This window comes from Paraflavitalea sp. (genome assembly GCF_059502485.1).
The window spans coordinates 21,813-43,989 of record NZ_JCACET010000004.1 but is presented as its reverse complement, the minus strand read 5'-3'; the positions used below and the strand labels follow the sequence as shown (position 1 = coordinate 43,989).

The window sequence follows — 22,177 nt, the reverse complement described above, 5'->3', positions numbered from 1 at the left end:
CTACATTCATTATATACTTACAGGCGGCGGATACATGGTATCCGCCGCCTGCTTTTAGGCCCTATTCTCACCACTTACCCCCGCTCGTTTGACTATTGTCAAATCACTGATAATGAGCCTGATACCGGCTTCACTGTGGCAACATCAGCCAAATAGGGCCAAAAATCGTAGGAAAATATCCACTCGCCGAATAGATTTACTGTTGTCCTGACAATTAAACAACTTTACATCACTGAAACGATCCAATATCTCTGAAAGGCAAAACGTCCAATAGACCAGAGAACTAATAAGGTCCAATACCAGCGAAAAAACCAGATCCGGTAAAACCAAGAAAGACCACATCCAATTCCTGGGAAGAACGAAAAAGAAAATATCCATGAAGGAACCACCGCTGAAATCCTGATATCCATTGACTAAAGCCCTATCCTGGAGCGAAGACCCTCAAGAATGAATTTTAGCTCAAACACACGACGATAATCCGGGATATCCTACTTAAGACCTCTGTTGAAGTCGTTTCCGTTAGGAAGATTTTTAAACCGTTCGCTACCACTGCGAACGGTTTATTTTTTACGCCTATCTTCGCCCCATGTCTTTTAAGGATATCATCGGGCAGCAAGAGATCAAAGAACACCTGGCTGGAATGGTACAGCAAAACCGCCTTAGCCACGCCTTACTTTTCCTCGGCAAAGAAGGCAGCGGCGCCCTGCCCCTGGCCATCGCCTTTGCCCAATATGTCGTTTGTGAAAAGGTAAACGGCAAAAAACAGGCAGCCCTCGCCGGCCCCTCCCTTTTCGGTGAACCAGAACCACTTCCAACTGATAATGTACAACTTACAGACGCCTGCGGCACTTGCCCCTCTTGTCAAAAGGCAAGCCAGCTGGTGCACCCTGATATTCATTTCTCCTATCCGGTCATCCCCCGCAAACCAGGTGATAAACCGGTGAGCACAGATTATATCACAGAATGGCGTGAATTCCTTACCGAAACACCCTATGGCAACGCCTACGATTGGCTCCAGCACATAGGCGCAGAGAACAAACAGGGTAATATTACCGCCTACGAATGCAACGAGATCATCCGCAAGCTCAACCTCAAAAGTTTTGAAAGCGGGTTTAAAATATTGGTACTCTGGATGCCGGAATACCTGGGCAATGAAGGCAACAAGTTGTTGAAACTCATTGAAGAACCGCCACCCGACACCCTCTTTATCCTGGTAGCCGAAAACGAATCCCAGATATTGGCCACCATCCTGTCACGCACCCAGCTGGTCAAAATACCGGCCATTGCAACAGAGGCCATCACGGAAGCCCTCATCGCCAGGGCCAATTGTACCCCCGAGCAGGCAAGGCCCGTAGCCTCTATCGCTGCCGGCAACTACCGGGAGGCCCTCCAGCTTGTACAACATGCCGGAGAAGACTGGCAATCCCACCTGCGTGAGTGGCTCAACTCCATCCTTAAGAACGGCCCCATCGCCCAGGTCAAGTGGATCGATGAGATCAGCAAACTGGGCCGGGAAAAACAAAAACAGTTCCTGCTCTACTTCACCCACCTCCTCGAACAGGCCATAAGATTGCAGGCAATCGGCACAGATGGCGTATATCTACCTGATAATGAACGGGATTTCGCATTAAGGCTCAATAAGATCGCCGGTTTTGAGCAAATGGAGGCCATCATTGAGGAGCTGGACAAGGCCGCTTACTACATAGAACGCAATGCCAACGCCAAAATGCTCTTCCTGGCCCTCACCATCAAGCTATACCATATAGTCGCCCGAAAGCAGGTCGCCCGGCTCATGTAATGTTTTACACTTAATCACCTATATTTGTAAATCGGCCTGAGGTGTAAGGATTTGCAGGGAGTGGCTGTAGCGGGTGGATTTGTGTAACAGGAGCGTTTTACCAGGTTATCTTACTTCGCTATATTACTTTGTGTTGCAATTTGCGTAACGTCTCTCCTGCCAGGTAACAACTACCGGTTTAAGGCAGGCAGACCCAAATATTGTATACCCGTCGTTCAAAGGGCAGTATACAATACACTTATAAATGAACGCTTGCAATACTACCTCCCTACATGTGCTACCGGTAGCCGTCAACAATTTTTTTCATCGTAATTACTCATAGAATGGGATGTAGTTCATGTGGAACCACAGGAAAAGTGGCTGGCTGCAAAAGCAATGGAGGTTGCAGCACAGGCAGTTGTAATAGGATGAATGCTTACGATTGGCTTATGAACCTGCCAATCAGCGATCAGGATACCGTTTGCAAAGTCATGGAGGTAAGCTTTAACCAGGGCAGCCGGAAAGACTTCTTCCGCAATACCACTATCCAGCACTTTGAAAAAGGAGACCTGATAACAGTAGAAGGCATCAGCGGATTCGATGTAGGAGAAGTGAACCTCACAGGAGAAGTTGTCCGCATGCAAATGAAGAAAAGGAACGTTAGCGAGTACGATTCCGACCTGAAAAAAGTACTGCGCCGCGCCTCCGATAAAGACATCGAGATCTGGCACCAGAATAAAGCCCGCGAAAAAGACGCCCTCATACAATCCCGGGCTATTACCAAGCAGCTCAACCTGGACATGAAAATGAGTGAAGTGGAAATACAGGCCGATGGCCGTAAAGCCACCTTCTTCTATATTGCCGATGACCGGGTCGATTTCCGGGAGCTGATCAAGATCCTTGCCCGGGAATTCAAAGTAAAAGTAGAAATGCGCCAGATAGGCGCCCGCCAGGAAGCCGCCAAAGTAGGAGGCATCGGAAGCTGTGGCCGCGAACTCTGTTGCTCCACCTGGCTTACTGATTTCAAATCAGTCAATACGACTGCCGCCCGCTACCAGAACCTTTCTATTAATCAAAGCAAACTCAGCGGTCAATGCGGCCGTTTGAAATGCTGTCTCAATTACGAACTGGATACCTATCTTGATGCACTCCAGCATTTCCCGGACAATGCAGATATGATCCAGGTAGGTAAAGGCAACGCCACGCTCATCAAAAAAGATATCTTCAAGAACCTGATGTGGTATGTATTGCCTGATAGCAACAAGCAATATCCTGTTACGATAGAAAGAGTGCGTAAGATCAAACAACTCAACGCACAAGGCATTATACCCGATCAGCTCGAAGCGGTAGAGGTCACCAGTTCCAAACCCAAGGAGGTAGAACCAGAGTATGCAGATCTGGTAGGACAGATCAGCTTGCGCACCCTGGAAAGAGCCGAGAAGAAAAAGAAACACCAGCATAAAGAGAATCGCCAGCAACAGCAACAACGTCCACAAAACCAACAGAACAGACAGCAAGGCGGCGGTCAACAACAAGGAGGTGGACAACAACATAAGCAGCAAGGTGGCGGCTCCGGTCAACAAGGAGGCCAGCAGCAAAAGCCCCAGCAAGGCGGTCAACAACAAAGACCTCAACAAGGTCAGGGTGGCGGCCAGGGCAACAACCAGCAGCGACCACCACAGCAGCAACGGCGAGACAATCGTCAACAGCAACAACAACCTAAAAAAGACGATCGACGTCCGCCCAATCCAAACCCACCACAAAAAAAGAACTAAACTAATCGTTTAGATGTAATGCATATACCACAGGCTGCCCCAACAGGCAGCCTGTCGCTTTTCAGCAATTCATTATCTTCATCCTACTGTAGAAAAAGCATGAAACGTCTCATGAAGCGATCAGTTATGGTACTTACCATCCTTATCATCGTATGGCTGGTAGTGGCCCAGGGATGCATGACATTCCGGACTGCTGATAAGGAAATGATAAAACGCTTTCAGCAGAAAGGAGTACCACTACACTTCACCACACAAAAAGTAGAAGGCAGGAATATACACTTTGCTACTACCGGAAACGACACCCTGCCCACCATCGTTTTTATACACGGTACTCCTGGAAGCTGGGATGCATTTGCCGGTTATATGCAGGATAGCGCATTACTGCAACACTATCGCATGATCTCTATCGACCGGCCAGGATTTGGGTACAGCGATTTCGGGCAACCTGAACACCTCACACGCCAATCGGAGCTCATCAGCCCGGTACTGGAAAAGATCAACAATGATAAGCCAGTCTATCTCGCAGGCCATTCGTTGGGAGGCCCATTGATCATCCAACTGGCGGCTGATAATCCGGTATTGATCAAGGGCCTCGTGATGATCTCTGGCTCTGTAGACCCCGCAGAAGAAAAGCCAGAGAGATGGCGACCCTGGTTATACAAAACCCCATTAAACTACTTCGTCCCCGGCGCCTTCCGTCCCTCCAACAAAGAACTCTGGTACCTCAAAAAAGACCTTGTACAACTCCAACAGGAGTTTGCCGGCATCAGCTGCCCCGTTTACTTTATTCATGGAGCATCCGATACCTGGGTGCCACCTGGCAATGTGGCCTATGCGAAGAAGTTACTCATAAACGCCAAACACATTGACGAACTCATCATCCCAGGCGGCAATCACTTCATTCCCTGGACGAAATTTACCCAGATACGCGATGTACTTCTGCAAATAAACCAGCTGTAGACACCCATACACATCTGATGAACGCCTCTTATGATGGATTAGAATAATTTAATCCCCGCAGCATTCATCATCCGATAAAAACTTATATATCTTCGCACTCATGTATCAAAACTAATTCCCGACCCATGAACCAATCATCACGTCTTCACTACAACGCAACGCGAACATTTCTTTTCAAAATACCGGTCAGTAAAATATTCAACCACAGCATGCACCCGCTACTATAGATCAGGTTGCACATTGATTATTGGCCTTTATTACCCGCTTGCTTTTTGCTAATACCCTTCACCCCCTTTCCCGCCAGTTCATTCATCTTATGAAATCCCGCTTTTAAAATGCTGCCCACCCAGCAACGGGAGGTCCGTGAAAACCATTGACATAATAATTGTTTTTCACCCAAATCGTAATCATGAGATCCTGTTTACTCATCCTTCTTTGTATTCCGTTTATTGCACAGACACAGATCACCACCTACAATCCGGGGCAATCCTTTACCTGCATCGCCGTCGATTCCAATTACAATATCTGGGCAGGCAACAGCACTGGTGTATACATGCTCAACAAAGCAGGCAATCCTGCTGCACAGTTTTCACAAATAGGCGCTACCAGCCAGTTCAACATACAGGCGCTTGCAGCAGATAAGGCAGGGAATATGTGGGTAGGCCATAATGGCAGGGGTGGGCTTACCGCGTCATTGGGAGGAATAGAACGTATCGACATCAACAGCCTTGCCCTCCAACATTATTCACCTGACAGAAATGCACGCTGCTTCGATTTTCTCGAACGTGATGGCATCGGCACGCTTAATAGCGCAGGACTCGCCATAGACGTCAACGGTGGCGTATGGAGCGCTCACAAATACCACCAGATCAATACAGGCGACCAATACATTCTCACACCTGGCACCGTTTCCTTCAAAGCGGTCAATAACACCATCTTCCGTTCCAAAGGAACCTGGCAGGATTACAGGAACGGAATAGAACCCTATGAGTTTCCTTACCCTGCAGCCACCTGCAATCCCGGCCCTACAGAAACGCCACAAGCAAGGAACGTATACTCGGTAGCATCAGACACTGACGGAGTATGGATAAACGTAGCAGCCTACACAGCAGAAAACGGTGCTTCATTCCCTGCCAGGTTAATAAAATATGACCTGCATGGTAACCATAGCAACACAGCATTCACTTTTGCAGACATTGGCATACCGCAGGGTGGCATCTTCAACGGATTGTATGTAACCCCTAAAGGCGATATATGGACCACCATCAGCGCAGGAAAAGGATTTGCCGTTAGAAGAGGTACCAACTGGATCTTCCTCAATAGCCAAACCCTATCCTGTATATTGCCGGCCGGCACCACCTTCAATCCCAATGCTATTTGGGGCAACAAACTTGGGCAGGTATTTATTGGTACAAGCCAGGGCCTTATCGTGTATGGCGGCACTGGTCCTGTAAACAGCGTCAATTCTTATACGCTATACACAACCGCAAACCAAGCACTTATCTCCAACCAGATATATGGAGGCATATCGGAAAAAGATTCCATTCAGTGGATAGCCACCAGCGCCGGTATCATGCGCAGCACTCTTGGCAGAAATTATCCATTATCAATCGACTCTGTTAACTATACTTCCTGCAACCAGCCGGGCCTCAACTTTATAGAAGACGCACTTAAGTTTTATACACCGCAAAGCCAGGATTACCATGCTTACAAGCTGGAAACGGAACTGTGCTCACAAGATGGGCCTAATGGCAAGAACTGCAACGCACAGTATATCTACAAGCTCATGAAATCGAACGTGGCTCTTACAGCGCCAACACCACTCGATTTCCCATATGACAACCTTTCTCCTGCTTTTCTTAGCACTACGGACAGAGACTACGTTACCAGTGTGGTACAAGACAAAATAGCTGCGTGGGACCCCGCCAATTTCGAGACCAATCCACAGGGAGGCATCAAATACATATCCGATGTACTCACGCCGGCCCTCGCACTTCTCAACAAGGTATCCCCTAATAATGCCAAAATACCATTCGTGAGTGAGTGGGTCGACAACCACAGCCGGGAACATTGGATGGAAGAACAAATGGCCATCAATCCACCCGATGTACAAGCTTGCGGTTCCTATCGTTTATACAACAGCCCCTTTATGATCAACGACCGGGCACTGTACGACGCAACGGTCGACAATACGTTGTGTGGCAACAAACTCAACTCTCCCATTTATGACCTGGTATGGATATTTCCTGATGACAAGAATCTAACATTTACCAACTATACGCAGCCTGGCCACTTCCTTTATCCGGGCAAAGTATTTCGCTACCTCGTAGAAGAATGTGGTAAAGTAAAGGTAGTTACACTTGGCACGGGTATTAGCTATTGTGGCCCTAACATTGCCGGGCGCATGAATGCCATCGGCAACGTGGTCGTAGGCTCTATCCTCTTCAAGAACATCGATCTCCGCCTCAAAAAAACCTTCCAGCAAAACAACTAATTACCACCTCCTATTTATACATCATGAAACAAGTAACATCTATTATAGCCACGCTGTTCCTGCTCTGCAGCACCACCGTGGCACAACAGCAGGCACTGCTCAACAAAACCTGGAAAATAAAAGCAGTCAATACCGTATACCAGACAACCAATATCTCTCTTTTTCATAAAGATTCTACCAGCAACCAAACCGACTACTCAGCGCTGCAATTCAACTTTCAGGCACAGAACGTCTACACTGTAAACACAGGCACTGGCAACAATCAAGGCTCCTGGCAGTTCAACAACACCGGCGACTCTGTAACCATAGACAATGTACCCTATAAGCTTATCAAAGCTGATGCAGATAGTTTTATAACCCGGGGCTTTTCACTGCATGTAACCGATGAGGCAGGGACTATGGATACGGCCTATACATTTATGACCATGTATTCTCTGGCGTCATTACCCGTGAGCATCCTCAGCTTTACGGGCATCTATAGAAATGAGCTTATTCACCTCGACTGGTCCACAGCCCAGGAACAGAACAATAAAGAGTTTGAAATACAATACAGCACCGATGGCGTCAACTTTAATAAGATCGGGAAAGTGGATGGCAAAGGAAATACGAACAGTATTTCCCGCTACAGCCATACTACGGGTCAATTCACTACAGGTCGCAATTATTACCGGTTGAAGCAAATTGATTTCGATGGCAGATCAGACTATTCACGCATCGTTACGATCACTGTAAATGGAACTGGCAGGCCGCTCATCAGCTTTGCACCCAATCCGGCATCGAATAAGGTTACCCTATCCATCACACAGCCTTTTACAACCAGGGTACAACTGACACTTACCAGCGCCATCGGCAAACGCGTATGGACCGGCAACATAAACCCTGGTACTACCACCACTACTATTTACCTCAACGGTATTCAAAAAGGTATGTACGTGCTGTCAGCAACAGACCAAAAAGGAGACAACATCTTCTATGATAAACTCATTATTCAATAAACCCACCAGGCTAAGCTATTGATCATGGGAAACCAGGTTGCATCTATCGGTATCAGTAAACAGCTCATGCATATTATCCTATGCGTGGGGCTGCTATTGATAGGTGCAGCCTCCTTTTCCCAAACCACAGCGGACTTCTCCATTAATAAAATAGCAGGCTGTGTCCCACTCAGTGGTGTCAATTTTACTGATGCTTCTACCGGCAGCACCGTTATCAGGCGCGACTGGAACCTCGGAAACGGCACCATCATCAATAATGGCGCTGCGACGGTAGGCACCAACTACCTCACCGATGGGGTGTTCAACGTCACGCTTACAGTAACTTTTGCCAATGGAGATGTAAAAACCAAACAGGATATCATAACTGTACACCCCAAACCTGTAGCAGACTTTTCAGCCAATGAAACGGAAGGCTGTTCTCCGCATGCTGTACAATTCACCAATGCCGCCACTACCAAAACCGGCTCCATCACCAACTACTTGTGGGATTTCGGAGCAGGTGGCAGCAGCCAACCAAATCCATCTTTTACCTACAACGTGAATGGCAACTACAATGTATCGCTTATTGTAACCAATAGCTGGGGATGTGAGAGCGAAGCAGCCATCAAGCCACAATACATCAAAGTATATCCCAAAGTAAACGCCTCCTTTACCATTCCCAACAACAGCAGTTGCGAACTGCCGTTCACAGCCAATTTTGTCAATACCTCTACCGGAGGTGGTAGCATCACCTATGAGTGGGACTTTGGTGATGGACAAACTTCCACTGATCCTAATCCTTCACACACCTATACCAGCACCGGCGCTTTTACAGTAACCCTTACAGCCAGGAATGGCACAAACTGTGTGAGCACTTACACCCGTTCAGGCAACAATGGTATCCTTGCCGGAAAACCCACGGCAGCCATCACGGCCCCTGCGAATGTATGCGCCAATACAACTACCAACTTTGCAGCAAACATTACACCGGCAGCTTTTATCTATACAGTCAAATGGCTTTTCCCGGATAATGGCGCCATCCAATACGGTCAGAATACAGCACATACTTTTACTACACCCGGCACTTATCAAATAACGATGGTGGCCTTCAACTATGCAGGTTGCAACGATACAGCCCTGCACACCATTACTGTAAGGCCCGGCCCTCAGCCAAACTTCACAGTCGACAGAGCCATAGCCTGCGATACACCCTTTGCGGTGCGATTCACCAATACTACCCTGCCAACAACAAACCTCACCTATGACTGGAATTTTGGAGATGGATCGCCACGCGCTACCGTATTAGATCCTGTTCATACCTACCGGTTTCCCGGCTACTATACTGTTACGCTTACTGTCACAGATACACTCACAGGCTGTACGGCTGTGATGCAAAAGCGGGACACCATCCGTATCGTAAAACCAATTGTAGACTTTACCTATACCCCGCCCAATGGATGCCGGCCATTGCCAGTGAAAGCAACAGCACGGCTCAGCAACATCACCGATCCTGTTGTGAGCTATGTATGGAATTTTGGCGATGGGCCACCTCTCGTTACTACTGTTGATAATGCCACGCATACCTATACCGCAGCAGGCATTTATAATATCCGGCTCCGGATCATTACCCAGCAAGGCTGTACCGATAGCTCCACCCTTAAACCGGTAAGCGTCATTGACCTATGCGATGACGATGGCTCTGATGGGGGCGGCGGTGGAGGCGGAGGTGGCTTCACACTGGGTAAAGACTGTGACGATAAGTACACCGTTGTGTTTACAGATACCGTTACCAATTCAACACCACTTAGCTGGGACTTTGGTGATGGCTCGCCCTTGTATACAACATCTCCGTTGAATCCCGTTACACATACCTTTCCCACTACCGACAAAAAATATACTGTCACGATTACCAGGCGCGACACGATCACCAATATTGTGTCGACAGCACAGGTACGAGCCATCATCATAGATGAGAAAGCCAACTTTGTCCCTTCCATTACCGATATCTGCCGCAATAAGACCGTCAATTTTGCTACCATAGGCATCGACTCTTCCAACATCAAAAACTATACATGGGATTTTGGAGATGGTACCCCTCGTTACACGATCAACAACAGGAATTATTTCCTTAACTATGGTCGCTACCTTAATGGAAATACCACACATACCTATGCCGATACTGGAACGTTCTATGTAAAACTTATTATAGAAGACAAGCTGGGATGCTTCGATTCGCTGGAGTATGCCATCCCGATCCGGGTAAAAGGCCCTTTACCTGGCTTTGTGGGAACCCCGCTTACTACCTGCGGTGCAAACATTACTACGATATTCACGGATACGTCCGTCCAAAATGGCACAACCCCAATCATTGAATGGACCTGGAATTTCGGCGATGGAACGCCTGCTTATACAACAACACAGGATACGGCCATCAGCCATGCTTACACCAACAACAGCTACTACCGTGCATGGCACGTTACCCTCAACATAAAAGATGCAGCCGGTTGCGAAGCGACGGCTACTTACAACAACTATGTCAAAAGCTATCAACCCAAAGCTGCCTTCTTTAGCTACGATACACTGAAATGTGGCAGCACCAATGTATACCTGTATAATCAATCCGCTGCCTACAACGCCAGCTACACCTGGTATTTTGGAGATGGCACATCAACCAATACCTACAGCGCTTCTCATACCTACAGCACCAATGGAGAATATGACATCAAGCTGGTAGTTGTAGACGAAAACGGTTGCGCCGATAGCACAACCACGGCTGCCTATATCAAACTCGTAAAGCCCAAAGCAGATTTCATCACAGGCGACACCAGCAAATGCGCCCCCATCGCCATCAGCTTTTATGACAGCTCACTTTACGCCAACCAATATGTCTGGGATTTTGGAGATGGCGGCACAGGCTCTACCGATAAAGACCCTGCACCACACATTTATGCCGTTCCAGGCTTCTATCCGGTCACACTGATGATCAAAGGAGTGAGCGGATGCGTTGACACCATTACCCGTGTCATTCGGGTCAAAGGACCAATAGGCCAGCTTTCCGTAGGGCCAGCCATTGGCTGTACCCCATACCAGCTACCCATGCAGGTTACCGGAAGCAACATCAGCTCCTATGCCTGGGATTATGGCGATGGCACGCCCGTTCAGGCTTCACAGGACGCATCAGTCCTGCACACCTATCCCATTGCAGGCAAGTATTTGCCCAACGTAATCCTGACAAGTCCGGAAGGGTGTCCCTACACCCTCAAAGCTACCGATACGGTTATCGTCGATTCCGCACGTTCCTTATTTTCTATCGACAGACCCTTGCGCTGTCTTACCGACAGAACAATACAGTTTACCAATCTTTCGCAAACAGCGTTTGGCACAGTATCCTACAAGTGGTTGTTTGGCGATAATCAAACCAATACCACTGAGAGCCCCGCTCATACATACACCACTGATGGCGACTACACCGTATCACTCATCGTGGAAAGCCGCTATGGATGCATCGACACCCTTACTATGCCCAATGGGGTAAGCATTCGCCAGCAACCCGAAGCACACTTCCAGGCCGACAGCATCTATTGCAGTCCCGGCGATAAAACATTCACCAGCCAGGTTCGTAGCGCAGACCCTGTTGCGCAACTTGCCTGGTATATCGATGGCTCCTTTGCAGGTAACAATGCACAGCTATCCCGTCCCCTTACAGCAGGCACACATATCATCGCATTGTCTGCCACCACTATTCATGGATGCACGGACTCTGCCGCACATCGCATCATTACCGACTCACTGGTAGCCGATTACACGATCAGTAATGCCATCCGGTGCGGTGATGACAGGACTATACCTTTCCAGGATCGCTCCTCCGCTCATTTCGGCATTGCCGGCTGGAAGTGGGATATGGGCGATAATACATCCTATACGACTGCGAGCCCCACGCACACCTATGCTACTCCCGGCGCCTACCCAACTTCACTGGTTATTTTTAGCAATACGGGCTGCACGGACACCTTCAACATAACACAACCCGTGAAGATCTATACTAAACCAATCTTCAATATTGTGGGAGCCATTGAAAAGTGTGCCCAAACAGGTATCGCCTATACCGCAAACATTAACTCAGAAGACAGCATCATCAATTACACCTGGCAGCTCGACAATACAATCATCGGTAATAAAGACAGCGTATATTACTACTTTCCGCAGGCCGGCAATCACCTCCTGACCTTCACAGTCAATACGAAATATGGTTGTCAGGAAACCACCGACACGGCGATCACCATTCGGCCACTTCCTGTTCCGGCGGCATCACCAAAAGATACTACCGTTTGTATCGGTAGCCTGGTGCCTCTCCATGCCAGCGATGGTATACAGTATAACTGGTGGCCGCAAACCAATCTTACAAATCCTGCATCGTCCAGCCCGGTAGCGACGGCCAATACCAGTACCCGTTACTACGTGGAGGTTACCAATAATTTTGGCTGTGTACAAAAGGATAGCATTATGATCCATGCCGACAGCAAAGTAAGTTTGCAGCACAGCAACGATGCCATCATTTGTCGCGGCGACCGCACACGCCTCTCTGCCACAGGCAATGCCCGTCAGTTTGAATGGACCCCTTCCACTGGTCTCAGCGATAACACAATCGCTTCTCCCTGGGCTTCGCCACAGATAACCACCCTATACCAGATTGTAGGTTATAGCACCAACACCTGTCCAAACGACACGGGCTTTGTTAAAGTCATAGTGGGCGACATTCCCACCGTCGATCTCGGCCCCGACCGCTCCGTAGAAGCCGGACAGATCGTTGATCTGCGACCAGCCACCAGCACTGATGTGATCCGCTACAACTGGCAACCATCTACGGGGCTTAGCTGTAATACTTGCAGTACTCCCCGCCTCATTGCAGACAAAGAGATTTCTTATCGCCTCACCGTAAGCACCCAATACAATTGTCAGGCATCAGATGATATAAGAATCTTTGTTACCTGTGGTAAAGGATCAGTACATATCCCCAATGCCTTTACACCGAACGGAGACAACAACAACGATTTCTTTTACATCAAGGGATATGGCCTTTCGAAAATAAAAAGCCTGCGTATTTTCAATCGCTGGGGACAAATGGTGTTCAACAGAGAGAACTTTTCGCCCAACGATAAAAATGCCGGGTGGGATGGTAAAGTAAAAGGGCAGGTGCCCGAATCCGGCGCTTTTGTATATGTAGCGGAGGTCATTTGCAACGAAGGAAAGGTGCTTCCCCTCAAAGGGACCGTTATGCTGCTCAAATAGTATAAAAAACTATGTTAATTCCTGCTACTCAACCCCTTAAACTTGTTGCTTCACATATTTCTGCTAATTTTGTATCTTGATCAAATAAAATAGAACAATTATGGCCCTTTTCAAATCCAGCAATCCGGCGTTAAGTGAAAAGATCTTCGATCGTACGATTGCAACACCACACGCAGATTCAATGACAGTGCGTGGCACCCTCAACAAGTTTGGGATCCTCATGATTCTTGCCCTGGCAACCGCAGGCCTTGCCTGGAAAATGGCAGCCTCTGGCGTAAATGTGGTTCCTTATATGATAGGAGCAGCCATCGGAGGATTGATCCTTGCATTGGTTACCACTTTTAAACCACAATGGGGCGGCTACACAGCACCCATCTATGCATTACTGGAAGGTTTCTTCTTAGGAGCTATCTCTTCTTATTTCAACTTTGCCTTTGCTAAAATAGCACCCAATATTGTCATGCAGGCTGTAGGCCTCACCTTTGGTGTGGTAATATCCATGTATGCACTCTATCACTTCCGTGTTATCCGCGCTACAGAAAGATTCAAATCAGTAGTCATCACAGCTACTGTAGGTATCGCTGTATTCTATCTTATATCAATGGTGCTTCGCCTGTTCGGAGTTACCATCCCTTTCATTCATGAAGGCAGCACCATCGGCATCATATTCTCCCTCGTTGTTGTGGCAATTGCCGCACTCAACCTGATCCTCGACTTCGATATGATCGAGCAGGGAGCACGCCAGGGAGCACCTAAATTCATGGAATGGTATGGCGCATTTGGCCTGATGGTAACCATCGTTTGGTTATACCTCGAAATACTGAAACTGCTGGCTAAACTGGCAGACAGAAGATAATAAAGAGACTTCTCTACATAAGAAAAGCGTCCCGCTAATTGGCGGGACGCTTTTTGTTTTATGACTTTTCATGGCTATGCACCATCATTAGAAATAAGCTTCTATCAACTCCTTATTGATCCAGGCACCTGTTTTATTACCAGCCGCCGTAGCACCTGCTACCGACCGGAAGAAACTACTGTTATCACCTGCCGCGTATACACCCGGCACGCTTGTCTTGCCATAATCATCCGTTTCAATATGCCCGTGATCAGTAAACCTGCAACCCAGCTTCGCAGGCACATCACATTGTTGATGAAAAGCAGGTTTAGCAAAAATAGCTTCCACGTTTACTACCAAGCCATCAGTTAGCTCTACACCATGCACATGACCATTGGACTGCAGCAATTGCTTTATCGGCGTTGTCACAATGGAGATATTATGCGACTGCAGCTTGCTGTCATCAACCGCCGTTAAGGTGGAAGGTCCGTTCGTAAACAACACAAGGTCTTTACTCCACTGATACAGCATACGGGTAAACTCAAACGCCAGCTCTCCATTGCCAAATAAACCCAGCTTCTTACCCCTTACTTCATACCCGTGGCAATAAGGACAATGCGCCACAGAGATGCCCCAGCATTCCGCAAAGCCCGGCAGATTGGCCGGCATAATATCCGTGATACCTGTTGCGAAAAGTAATCGCAAGGCACTATACGTTTCACCACTGGCAGTTTGCACGATAAATTGATCCCCTTCCCTCCAGGCATCCTTTACCAGGCCCTGAACAAACTGCACCGAGTCATACGCTTCCACCTGCACCCGCGCCTTCGCTGCTATTACAGCGGGCTGCTCTCCATCCTGCGTAATAAAGTTGTGCGAATGAGGCGTAAACCGGTTACAAGGCAGCCCGCTATCCACCACCAGCACCTTGCGCAACGATCTGCCCAACGCCATGGCCGCAGACAACCCGGCATAACTGCCTCCAACAATGATCACATCATATAAATCATTATTCATAATACATCCGTTTAGAAGCCAAAAATAAGGCATTTATCAATATTTGCAACAATATTGCATATTATACTCCCGTAGCAGCCCTCCTTTCGCTCTGAAACTCACCCGTTGGCACCAACTATGACCACCGGCCGCAAACGGCTCATTCTGCACCCCCAACCCGCAATTAAATAGTTAGCTTTAAACCATCGCGGGATACTTTATGAGAAAACTGTTATTACTTGCATTATTCATACCATGGCTTTCCACCAAAACAACTGCCCAGCAGCAGGATGATGAACGCACGATACAACTGAAAGCGCAGCTGCCTTTTACTACCGGCATTGAACGCGTTGATTTGCTTAACAGACTTACAGCCCGCTATACCTTTGCCGGGGTCATAAAATCCGACTCCGGAATTATATATGCACAACAGGCTGAGGATGCCGCCAGGAAGTACAACTACAAAATGGGGCTATGCATAGCCACTCAACTGTATGGCAACCTGCTATTGCAACTATCAAGGCCCACAGAAGGAATTGAAAAATACCGGCACTCTACACAGCTCGCCACAGAGCTCCGCAACGACACCTTCATAGCCCTGGGACACAGAGGCATGGGGCAAGCCCTCTGGTACCAGGGCAATTTCGACGAGGCTATATCAACCATCACCCTGTCCATTCATTACTTTAAGCAACTCAATAAAAAGAGAGAGATATCAGATGCAGTCATGACCATGAGCAGCATCTACGGCAACCAGGGTAATTATGAAAAAGCATTTGAAATAGCACAGCAGGCACTCGCACTCAGCAAAGAGATCAACGATGGCTCCAACATTGTCCTGTCGCTTGTGGAAATAGGTAAATCCTATCGAAACATTGGTGATCATACCAGCGCGTTGGAATATTACAAAAAAGCCTATGACTACAAGCCGGGCAAAATACACTGGGCTTACAGACACCTTTCGCAATGCATGGGCGACGTCTATTGCGATCTGCAAAAATTCGATTCCGCTTTTTATTTCTACCAGCAAAGCTTTAACGGCAACCCCGGCAGCAAGTCGACCAAATGGCGCATAGCAGAATACTACCTGCTTCGGAAAGAATACGATTCAGCACAGGCAGAGTTCACTTACCTGTACAATATCCTGAAGCAAGGAGGAGAAAAACACATATTGATGTACTCCATGCTGGGATTGGGCAAAGTATACTTCGCTAAAAAAGACTATAGGCAAGCGAAACACTATGCCCGTGAAGCCCTGAATATAGCACAGGAAAAAAATGCCCGCCTCAATATCCGCGAAGCCTGCCAGCTCCTCTACACCGTCTTCGAAGAAGAACGCCAGCCAGGGCAAGCATTCTATTACTATAAGCAATATGTTCAAATGAAGGAAGCGGTCCTGAACGACCAGCTAAGGGGAAAACTATTCGAGTTCCGGCGTATTGCAGAAGATGATAAAAAAGTAGCCCAGATAAAATTGCTGGAACAGGAGAAGCTAATCAGCGAACAAAAACTCAAAGGAAACAAGCTATTAAGGAATATTCTTATAGGAGGCTTATTACTGTTGGCCTTCTTCAGCCTGGTGATATTAGGAAATGTCTCTCTGAAACGTAAGAACGAAAAATTACAGAACGAAAAAATACACAAAGACCTGGAGCACCGCGCTACCGAGCTGGAAATGCAGGCCCTTCGCGCTCAGATGAACCCCCACTTCATCTTCAACTGCCTGAGCTCCATCAATCGCTTTATCCTTAAGAACGAACCCGACAAAGCTTCCGATTACCTTACCCGGTTTTCCCGGCTCATTCGCCTGGTACTCATCAACTCTCAAAAGCCGCTTATTGTATTGGAAGATGAAATAGAAATGCTGCGCCTCTACCTCGAAATGGAGCAACTGCGTTTCAAGAACACATTTGATTATAGCATTATCTATAATAACGATATCGAACCATCCAATATCCTGCTGCCTCCATTGTTACTACAACCTTTCTGTGAAAATGCCATCTGGCACGGCCTTATGCATAAAGAAGGGCATGGGCAACTATCCATATCATTTAGCATGCGTAATAATATTCTAAATTGCACTATTGAAGACAACGGAGTAGGAAGAGCCCGGGCAGCCGAGATCAAAAGCAAATCAGCCGAAAAAATAAAATCATTGGGCATTAAGCTGACCGCCGACCGGCTGGCATTGTTCAACGAAGACCGGTCTGTACAAACCTTTTATAGCATTGAAGACGTCATAGAAGAAACAGGTAATATAACCGGTACCCGGGTAACAGTAGAGATCAGGTACAAAGAATTTACACAGGAAACAGTTGGATAAACCATCATGATCAAAGCCATCATAGTAGACGATGAACCCTATTGTTGCGAAGTGCTCAGCACCCTGTTGGAAAAGTACTGTCCTGAGGTGACCATCGAAGCCGTTTGCCAGTCAGCAGCAGAAGCCATTACCGCCATCACTACCCACCCTGTGCAACTGGTTTTTCTCGACATAGAAATGCCTCACATGAATGGCTTTCAATTATTAGAGCGGTTGCCACGTATAGATTTCGATCTCATATTTACCACCAGCTACGATCAATACGCTATTAAAGCCATTAAGTTCAGCGCCCTCGATTACCTGTTAAAACCTATCGACCGCAGTGAACTGCAGGTAGCAGTAAGAAAAGCAGTCAACCGCCTGCAGCACCCTTTGCCGCAGCAATTACAGATACTGTTGCAGAAACTACACCAGCCGTCCCATCAGGTCAACCAGGTGGCCCTCCCCACTATGGAAGGGTTGCAGCTGGTTCCGCTGGATACGATCATCAGTTGCGCTTCCAGCAGTAACTACACTATCATTTCATTGAAAGACAAATTAAAGATCACCGTTTCACGTACACTCAAAGAAATAGAAGAAATGCTCGAAGATGCCATGTTCATGCGGGTACACCACTCCTATCTGGTTAACCTCAACGAAATACGTAAATACATTAAAGGCGAAGGAGGAAATCTTATCATGAGCGATGGCTCATCAGTAGATGTATCCCGCAGCAAGAAAGAACTACTGTTAAAAAAATTACAGCCCAGGAAAAATTAATGTCCATCCGGAGCCCGGATTACTCAATCCACTCCGCAAATGGCTCAATCTGACTGGCAATTACAATAAACTGCACATAGCTTCAGTTATAAAATCGATACAACTCAGGCAGTATGTTTAAAAAAGAAAGACAAGCCTACATTCTCCAACAGATCACCGAACACCAAAAAGTGATCTCTGCCGATATCTCACAAAAAATGAATGTGTCGGAAGATACCATTCGCCGCGACTTGCAGGAGCTGGCCGAAAAAGGCAAGCTGATCAAAGTACACGGAGGTGCGCTGTCACTTAACTATACCGAAGAGCCCACGACACTGCCTGAACAGGAAAAAGCAGTGCCCGACCATGGAATAGCTCTCCCCGAAAAACTCATTGCTCAAAAAGCTATCAGACTCATCCACCGGGGTATGTTCATCATGACCAGTGGTGGCAGCACTACTGCCCAGTTGGCGCGCAGCCTGCCCGAAGACCTCAAAGCCACTTTCATATCAGGAAGCATACAAGCCATTGTTGAATTTACCCGCCACCCCTCCATCGAGGTTATCATCATAGGCGATAAGGTGTCCAAGAATGGAAAACTAACCGTAGGCAGCGAAGCCATTGCCAAAATAAAACAGATAAAAGCAGATGTATGCCTGCTTGATATACAGGCCATCGACGCCCAGAACGGTATCAGTGAAATAGATTGGGAAATAGCACAGATCAAAAAAGCCATGGTTGAAAATTCCCAGAAAGTAATAGGCCTGTGCAAATCAGAAAAGCTAAATACAGTAAGACCTGTACAGCTTTGCCCGGTAAACCACCTGGACACCCTCATCACCGAGCTGGAACCAACCCACGAACTGTTGGCGCCCTACAGGGCCGCTGGTGTAGAGATACTGTAAAGTTTATACCTTTATGGCACTATATGCAACAGGCCAATAAAGCAGCCGTACAAGTCGTATTTGTTATACCACCCAAAGTTCATCTGCTGGATATAACCGGCCCTGCCCACGTTTTCTATGAAGCCCTGAGCTACGGAGCGCCTGTTACCTCCTGGTTCTGCAACATCCATACAGAAGAAACTGCTATAGAAAGCAGCAGCCAGTTATGGCTTGCGCACCTTACCGACTTTCATACACTACAGTTACATAAAGGCGATATCATATTTGTACCCGGCCTCGACGCGACCCTGCTGCTCGACGATCGTTTCCTCACCACAACATCCAAGGCCTTCCAACGCTGGATGATCGATCAACACCATAAAGGCGTTATCATTTGCTCGGTATGCACCGGCGCCTTTCTGCTGGCGCAAGCCGGCCTGCTTGATGACAAAGAATGCACTACCCACTGGAAATACCTCGAACGATTTACACAACGTTATCCGCAAGCCCGCTTACAACAAAACCGCCTCTTTGTGCAGTCGGACAACATATACACCAGTGCGGGCGTAGCTTCCGGTATCGACCTGTCCTTGTACCTCCTGGAAAAACTTTTCGGCTCCCACTTTGCCACGCAGATAGCCAAAGAAGTAGTGGTATACATACGCAGGAACCCTTCCGATCCACAGCTAAGCGCCTTTATGCAGCATCGTAACCACATGGAAGAACGCATACACAAAGCCCAGGACCTCCTGTCTCAATCATTGGAAAAGAAATGGAACATAGAACAACTGGCCGAACAGGTACACATGAGCGGCCGTAACCTCACACGCCTGTTCCGCAAAACAACCAACATCTCCATCAGCCAGTATCTCGACCAGCTCCGCGCAGAACGTGCTCAACAGCTGATAAAAGAAGGCCATACGATGCAGGCCACTGCTAACCAGTGTGGCCTCAAAAGCACCAACCAACTCCGCCAGCTTCTGAGAAAAAAGTAACTGCGTCCTACGATTCTGAACGCCCGACTCCAGACACTGCACTCAAAATGTCCCGATACTGCGCTAACCTGTCCCGGTCTGCAACAACTGCTGCTACTACTTTTACACAAAGAATAATAGCCATGAAAGAGAACATCCTCCACTTTCTTATCCTTGTTTTATCATTGTTGGGCTGCACTCCATTGACAGCCCAACAACAGAAAGCCTGGTATTGCCCACCCTGCAACAGCGACTGCGACAATCTTGAATTCAAAGCAGCCGGAACCTGTCCTCATTGCGGTATGAAACTCATTGAACAAACACCTGAAGAACGCAAACAAACCATGAAAGCCAAAAAATTAACAGTAGCCTTCTACCTGCAGGATGGCGTGGAAGTACTCGACTTTGCAGGACCTATGGAAGTATTTTCCTATGCGCAGTTTAAGGTCTTTACGGTTTCCAAAACCAAAGAACCCATCACCTCCCAGGGAATATTAAAAATAATTCCCGATTATAGTATCGATGATGCTCCCAAAGCTGATATCATCGCTTTCTTCGGTGGTAATGCAGGCAATGCTTACAATGATCCGAAAGTAATAGAATGGTTGAAGCGGCAACCTACGCCCGACTACTATTTCTCCGTTTGTACCGGCGCATTTATATTGGGTAAAGCAGAGCTATTGAACAATCTGACAGTCACAACATTTCACTCAAGCATCGAGAACCTGAAGAAGGCTGTGCCTTCGGCCAAAGTATTGTCGGACGTACGGTTTGTTGATAACGGTAAGGTTATTACAACTGCTGGTATCTCTGCAGGCATCGACGGCGCTTTACACCTCGTAGCGAAAATACGTGGCCAGGAAGCCGCCCGTAACGTTGCCACGTACATGGAATACGACAAATGGGTTCCTGAGCAGGGCTTGATCATACAAAAGCAGCAATAACAATACGAGCGTGCTATTTCACAACAGGCAGGGGCGCCAGCATCCCAGCCGTTTTTAGTGAAAATGGCTCTTTTTGACTTGTTGTGCTATTAATACGGGATTAGTACGGCTTTACTACGGCTTAAGTACGGCTTGTGTACGGTATAACCCCGGCTCATCTGCTGCTTCAGGATTTGGTATAGGCTTCTTCAATTCAACTTTTCTGTCCTGCTATTCTGTCTTAGCAAATTTACTATTGAAGTGGGCTGTTTGTGAAAACGGTGACCGAAATGGCCGTAAATGTCCTGAAATGACCGGTCATTTCAGGACATTCCGGTCATCATTCCAATATGTCTTCTTATTGGTTCAATATTTGCCTACTTATGATCTCAACATAATTTCCTTAATCATCTGCACACATTCGAGGTGAGATGTAGTCAACCCTTCATGCCAGGCAAGACCTATCTGCTTCAGGTCGAAATGTTTTAATACAGTACCTGCGTGAACAGTATTGCCACCTTCATCCTTTGGATAACCGAGAATGTAAATAGAGTCGGCCAGCTCCACTGCCAGCTCAATGTCATGCGTACTGAAGATAATCGTGTTCAAGTCATGTCGCTGACTGATCAGCTCAAATGCCTTCTTCACGCTCATGATGTTTCCAATGTCCAGACCCGAAAAAGGCTCATCCAACACCATGTAATAACCTGAGCTGAGCAACTGCTCCAGGATGGCCGTACGCTGACGCTGACCACCCGATAGAAAGTTGGGGTACTGATCTTTGTTCTTTTCCAGACCCCACTCCTTCAGGTAGTGCATGATCTCTGTTTCCTTTTCCTCTTTCGACATAGTACTCTTGCGCAAGGCAAACCACAGAGACTGATACACCGTTTTGTGACGGAACAATGTGTATTGCTGGTTAACGAAACCAACATCACCCTCCTGCACCAGCTTGGCTGGTTGCCTTCCATTGCCGGCAGGCTTGGAATAATCAGGGATGAGCACCTTACCCGAACCAGGTTTCTCTAAACCTGTGAGGGTACGGAACAAAGTTGATTTACCCCTCCCTGATCGTCCCAACACAGCAATCACCTGCCCTTGCGATTTACCCTCGCGTATCGTGTCTTTCTCCAATAAGTTTACATCTTGCAGAATCACCTTGTCGCCGTAAGCAACAGTAAGGTTCTCTACGTGAAGAATAGTATCTTTTTGTTCGTAAGGAATTGCCATATCCA

14 protein-coding genes are annotated in these 22,177 nt (G+C 47.4%); 12 read left to right on the top strand and 2 right to left on the bottom strand.

Features of this window, described 5'->3' with window-relative positions:
• Positions 1 to 586 precede the first annotated feature (586 nt).
• The 7 genes from AC5JBY_RS00225 (at position 587) to AC5JBY_RS00195 (ending at position 14,125) form a co-directional block, all read left to right on the top strand.
• Positions 587 to 1,798, top strand: coding sequence for a DNA polymerase III subunit (locus tag AC5JBY_RS00225; RefSeq protein ID WP_495902519.1), 1,212 nt, complete (start codon positions 587 to 589; stop codon positions 1,796 to 1,798).
• A gap of 428 nt (positions 1,799 to 2,226) precedes the next feature.
• Positions 2,227 to 3,552: a PSP1 domain-containing protein gene (locus AC5JBY_RS00220; protein ID WP_495902518.1), complete on the top strand. Its 1,326-nt coding sequence runs from the start codon at positions 2,227 to 2,229 to the stop codon at positions 3,550 to 3,552.
• A gap of 111 nt (positions 3,553 to 3,663) precedes the next feature.
• Entirely contained in the window at positions 3,664 to 4,512 is an 849-nt protein-coding gene (locus AC5JBY_RS00215) for an alpha/beta fold hydrolase (RefSeq protein ID WP_495902517.1), read from the top strand.
• 409 nt (positions 4,513 to 4,921) lie between these two features.
• Positions 4,922 to 7,006, top strand: coding sequence for a ligand-binding sensor domain-containing protein (locus tag AC5JBY_RS00210; protein ID WP_495902516.1), 2,085 nt, complete (start codon positions 4,922 to 4,924; stop codon positions 7,004 to 7,006).
• Between the two features lie 23 nt (positions 7,007 to 7,029).
• Complete coding sequence (locus AC5JBY_RS00205; protein ID WP_495902515.1) at positions 7,030 to 8,001, top strand: T9SS type A sorting domain-containing protein; 972 nt, start codon at positions 7,030 to 7,032, stop codon at positions 7,999 to 8,001.
• A 24-nt stretch (positions 8,002 to 8,025) separates the two neighbouring features.
• Positions 8,026 to 13,269, top strand: coding sequence for a PKD domain-containing protein (locus AC5JBY_RS00200; RefSeq protein WP_495902514.1), 5,244 nt, complete (start codon positions 8,026 to 8,028; stop codon positions 13,267 to 13,269).
• Between the two features lie 100 nt (positions 13,270 to 13,369).
• Positions 13,370 to 14,125: a Bax inhibitor-1/YccA family protein gene (locus AC5JBY_RS00195; RefSeq protein ID WP_495902513.1), complete on the top strand. Its 756-nt coding sequence runs from the start codon at positions 13,370 to 13,372 to the stop codon at positions 14,123 to 14,125.
• 87 nt (positions 14,126 to 14,212) lie between these two features.
• Here AC5JBY_RS00195 and AC5JBY_RS00190 read toward each other — a convergent pair whose 3' ends face one another.
• Positions 14,213 to 15,121, bottom strand: coding sequence for an NAD(P)/FAD-dependent oxidoreductase (locus AC5JBY_RS00190; protein ID WP_495902512.1), 909 nt, complete (start codon positions 15,119 to 15,121; stop codon positions 14,213 to 14,215).
• 199 nt (positions 15,122 to 15,320) lie between these two features.
• Between AC5JBY_RS00190 and AC5JBY_RS00185 the strand changes: the two genes are divergently transcribed.
• From AC5JBY_RS00185 to AC5JBY_RS00165, 5 genes are all read left to right on the top strand, one after another.
• Positions 15,321 to 17,423, top strand: coding sequence for a tetratricopeptide repeat-containing sensor histidine kinase (locus AC5JBY_RS00185; RefSeq protein ID WP_495902511.1), 2,103 nt, complete (start codon positions 15,321 to 15,323; stop codon positions 17,421 to 17,423).
• A gap of 6 nt (positions 17,424 to 17,429) precedes the next feature.
• Positions 17,430 to 18,182 carry a LytR/AlgR family response regulator transcription factor gene (locus AC5JBY_RS00180; RefSeq protein WP_495902510.1) on the top strand — a complete coding sequence of 251 codons (753 nt, stop codon included), beginning with the start codon at positions 17,430 to 17,432 and terminating at the stop codon, positions 18,180 to 18,182.
• 113 nt (positions 18,183 to 18,295) lie between these two features.
• Positions 18,296 to 19,066 (top strand): DeoR/GlpR family DNA-binding transcription regulator, encoded by a 771-nt coding sequence (locus AC5JBY_RS00175; protein WP_495902509.1) that lies wholly within the window; start codon positions 18,296 to 18,298, stop codon positions 19,064 to 19,066.
• Positions 19,067 to 19,089: 23 nt separating this feature from the next.
• A complete protein-coding gene (locus tag AC5JBY_RS00170; protein ID WP_495902508.1) occupies positions 19,090 to 20,040 on the top strand; it encodes a GlxA family transcriptional regulator in 951 nt (316 codons plus the stop codon).
• Positions 20,041 to 20,087: 47 nt separating this feature from the next.
• A complete protein-coding gene (locus tag AC5JBY_RS00165) occupies positions 20,088 to 20,963 on the top strand; it encodes a DJ-1/PfpI family protein (protein ID WP_495902507.1) in 876 nt (291 codons plus the stop codon).
• A 360-nt stretch (positions 20,964 to 21,323) separates the two neighbouring features.
• On the opposite strand, the gene AC5JBY_RS00160 is transcribed toward AC5JBY_RS00165, so the two are convergent.
• Entirely contained in the window at positions 21,324 to 22,172 is an 849-nt protein-coding gene (locus AC5JBY_RS00160) for an ATP-binding cassette domain-containing protein (protein ID WP_495902506.1), read from the bottom strand.
• Positions 22,173 to 22,177: the final 5 nt, after the last annotated feature.